The sequence below is a fragment of the Herminiimonas sp. genome (genome assembly GCF_030645555.1).
In the GTDB taxonomy this organism is placed as follows: domain Bacteria; phylum Pseudomonadota; class Gammaproteobacteria; order Burkholderiales; family Burkholderiaceae_D; genus Oxalicibacterium.
Genome location: NZ_JAUSME010000176.1, coordinates 1 through 3,237, shown reverse-complemented (window position 1 = coordinate 3,237; position 3,237 = coordinate 1). Strand labels below are relative to the sequence as shown.

General features: G+C 60.8%; 5 protein-coding genes. 1 reads left to right on the top strand and 4 read right to left on the bottom strand.

Annotated features, from left to right (window positions below; all coding sequences use genetic code 11):
* Nucleotides 1-49: 49 nt before the first annotated feature.
* Nucleotides 50-244, bottom strand: a complete 195-nt coding sequence (locus tag Q7T06_RS06920) for a hypothetical protein (protein WP_304782440.1) — start codon at nt 242-244, stop codon at nt 50-52.
* A 428-nt stretch (nt 245-672) separates the two neighbouring features.
* Between Q7T06_RS06920 and Q7T06_RS06915 the strand changes: the two genes are divergently transcribed.
* Nucleotides 673-963 carry a hypothetical protein gene (locus tag Q7T06_RS06915; protein WP_304782437.1) on the top strand — a complete coding sequence of 97 codons (291 nt, stop codon included), beginning with the start codon at nt 673-675 and terminating at the stop codon, nt 961-963.
* A gap of 78 nt (nt 964-1,041) precedes the next feature.
* On the opposite strand, the gene Q7T06_RS06910 is transcribed toward Q7T06_RS06915, so the two are convergent.
* The 3 genes from Q7T06_RS06910 to Q7T06_RS06900 form a co-directional block, all read right to left on the bottom strand.
* Nucleotides 1,042-1,743: an ABC transporter ATP-binding protein gene (locus tag Q7T06_RS06910; RefSeq protein WP_304782444.1), complete on the bottom strand. Its 702-nt coding sequence runs from the start codon at nt 1,741-1,743 to the stop codon at nt 1,042-1,044.
* 115 nt (nt 1,744-1,858) lie between these two features.
* Nucleotides 1,859-2,623, bottom strand: coding sequence for an ABC transporter ATP-binding protein (locus Q7T06_RS06905; protein ID WP_370652349.1), 765 nt, complete (start codon nt 2,621-2,623; stop codon nt 1,859-1,861).
* On the bottom strand, nt 2,620-3,237 hold a 618-nt coding region (locus tag Q7T06_RS06900), incomplete at its 5' end, for a branched-chain amino acid ABC transporter permease (protein WP_304782432.1). The genes Q7T06_RS06900 and Q7T06_RS06905, both read right to left, overlap by 4 nt.

Here is a 3,237-nt window from a genome sequence, read left to right as displayed (position 1 = left end):
GTAACTTCAGCAAGGGTTTCCAGCGGGTCGGCCAGTTCCCTGGAACTGATTACAGGCGTGCTGCAAGCGAGCGGATCTGTTCCATCTGGGTGGTGGAGACCGGCCCCTGTTCACCGACAATGTGTGCCATTTCCAGCGACTGGGACAGCAGGGCCCACAGTGAGTAACCGGCGGATTTTGCCGGAGCTGAAGCCACGGTACGTGAACTGGTGAAGCCGGGAGTGCGGAGAGCGGTAGCGGTCATGGTATTTCCCTGAAAAGTTGAAAGATGGTGAATATCTGTTGTAGTGAATATAGGGAATGCGACCGCAGACTGCCAATTTAGTCTGGCAATACCAGTTATAAGCCAGGAGAAGAAACGTGCCTGCCAGTAACGCCCGCATGCATATCGTCGCCGCACTGTAAGTGGAACCCACACTATCGGCAGCGCGCTTCGTGAAGCAGACTGTAATTTCCTGAAAGGGAATGGAAGTGACCAGCTTCAAGCCCGCCTGAAAGCGGGCTTTTTTTTTGGGCAAGACCCAGTCCATGCCTCCCGCTGGGGGCATTCACTGTGCGCCGTGTTGTCGGAATCGCGAACTATTGCTCCAGGTCAAACCTGATGCGCCTAAGACTTTTCCTACACGGCAAGCATCTTTACTATCCTCTCAACCAACCACCCTGGAGCGCGTAATGAAGAAGGTAGAAAGTCTGCTGGTCAGTTTCGATACGAACACAAAAGACTTGCAGGATGTCGTGCAGTTGGAAGAATTGTTGTGCGGTACCGACGACCTGACCCGTTCGGTCATTGAAGCCGGGCTGACGCTGCTGCGTACCGAAGGGCTGGAGACGGCAGCCGATTTTTTCTCTGCCAACATGAGCGCGATGCTCAAGCAGAGCCGGGCCCGATTGAATGCAAGAAATGGTTCGACCGCATTGAGCACGGTGGACCAGGCCGGGGAAGAGCTGGCGCTGGCCGACTGATCGCTTGATCGTCGTTGCGCAAAAGCCCGGCCGCTCAGGCCGGGCTTTTTTTTCGGGGATCGATCCGGTAATCCAGCCCTACATCCCGAGATACGCGGCACGCACCGCCTCGCTGGAGAGCAGTTCTTCTCCGGTTCCGCTGAGCGTGACCGTTCCGGTTTCCAGCACGTAGCCGCGATCGGCAATCGCCAACGCGGCAAAGGCGTTCTGTTCAACCAGCAGGATGGTGATGCCCTGCTCCTTCAGCGCGGCGATGACGTTGAAGACTTCCTTTACCAGCAAGGGCGCAAGCCCCATCGATGGTTCGTCGAGCAACAGCAGTTTCGGCCGCCCCATCAGCGCCCGGCCGATGGATAGCATCTGCTGCTGGCCACCCGAGAGGGTGCCCGCCGGCAGCTGGCGCTTCTCCTTCAGCACCGGGAACATCGCATACACTTTTTCCAGATCGCCTGCGACCTGTTGCCTGGGTTGCGTATAGGCGCCGAGCCGAAGGTTGTCCTCGATCGAAAGTGGGCCGAACACTTGCCGCCCTTCCGGGCTTTGGCAGATGCCCAGCCGCACGCGCTGGTCCGGCCGCAAGCGGCTGATGTCCTGGCCGTCAAATTCAATCCGCCCTGCGGTCGCCGGCTGCGCTCCCGAAACGGTGCGCAGGAGTGTCGTCTTGCCGGCGCCATTGGCGCCGACCAGGGCCACGATTTCACCGCGCCTGACATCGAGATCGACGCCCTTGAGCGCCGTAATGCGGCCGTAGGCGCTGGCCAGGCCCTGTACCCGAAGCAGGACGTCCTTATCGCCCGACAAGCTTGCCGGCGGGGTGTTCAGTCCTTTGTTGATGATGAGCTCGCTTGCTTTCATGTGTTTCTGATTCCTGATCCCTTGTCCCTGATCCTTGGCTTCAGGCCTGGACGCCGAGATAGGCGGCAATCACGCCCGGATGGTGGCGCACTTCTTCGCGTGTGCCTTCGGTGAGCTTGCTTCCGTAATCCATGACCAGGATACGGTCCGACAGGTTCATCACCATCTTCATGTCGTGCTCGACCAGCACGACCGTCACGCCGGAATCGGCGATCTTTCGCACCAGCGCATCGACTTCGAGGGTTTCCTTGGGATTCAGGCCGGCAGCCGGTTCATCCAGGAACAGCAGGCGCGGCTTGAGTGCCAGGGCGCGTGCGATTTCCAGCCGCTTCAGGGCGCCATAGGGCATGGAGTCGGCACGCGCAGTGATGAAGGCGTCAAGGTGGACGAAGCGCATCAACTGCTCCGCCTCCTGCCTCAGCTCGCGATCGCGGCGGGCCAGCGCCGGCAAGCGCAGCGCCGCCGTCAGCGGATTGCGATCAAGCCGCAGGTGGGCGCCGACCATCACGTTCTCGATGGCGTCCATGTTCATGCAGATCTGGAGGTTCTGGAAGGTGCGGGCAACGCCAAGCGCCGCCAGTTCATTGGGTTGCTTGCCGCCGACCGGCACCCCATCCAGGTGGATCTCGCCGGAGGTCGGCGTGTAGACGCCGGTGATCAGGTTGAACAGCGTGGTCTTGCCGGCGCCGTTGGGGCCGATCACGGAATAGACGATGCCGGCGTCGATGTCGAACGAGACATCCTTCACCGCTTCGACGCCGCCGAAGCGCTTGTGCAACGAGGATACGCTGAGCAGTGCCATCAGCTTTTCCTCCCGAAACGGGCGGCCAGGGTAGGCACCAGGCCGCGCGGCAGGAACATCATGCACAGGATCAGGATGGCGCCGAACACGATGGTCTCCCAACCTTCGAAAGTGGCCAGCGCCTGTGGCAGCGCGGTCAGCAGCAAGGCGCCGATCAGGGACCCGTACACCGAGGCCATGCCGCCCACCACGACCATGGTCACCAGTTCGATCGAGTGGCCGAAGTCGGCCAGGTTGGGCGAGACGAAACCGACATAGTGCGCGGTCACGCTTCCCATCAGGCTGGCAAACGCCGCCGACATGACGAAAATCACTACCTTGTAGCGGTTGACGTTGACGCCGGCCACCTGCGACGCGACTTCCGATCCATGCAAGGCACGCATGGCGCGGCCGAAGGGCGAGTCGATCAGGTTGAGCGAGGCCCACACGCTGAATACCAGGATGGCGGCGACAATCCAGTACCAGTGACGGTCTCCTGCGATCTCCAGTCCAAACAGCGCAAAGGCCGGCACCGGCATGCCGTCGGGGCCGCCGGTGAACTTCGCTTCGTTGCGCAACACCATGTTGATCAGCATGCCGAGGCCAAGTGTCGCCATTGCCAGGTAATGGCCCTTGAG

Bases quoted from the DNA above. Each gene is read 5' to 3' on its own strand.
- Q7T06_RS06920 (WP_304782440.1), bottom strand. From the start codon at position 244: ATGACCGCTACCGCTCTCCGCACTCCCGGCTTCACCAGTTCACGTACC.
- Q7T06_RS06915 (WP_304782437.1), top strand. From the start codon at position 673: ATGAAGAAGGTAGAAAGTCTGCTGGTCAGTTTCGATACGAACACAAAA.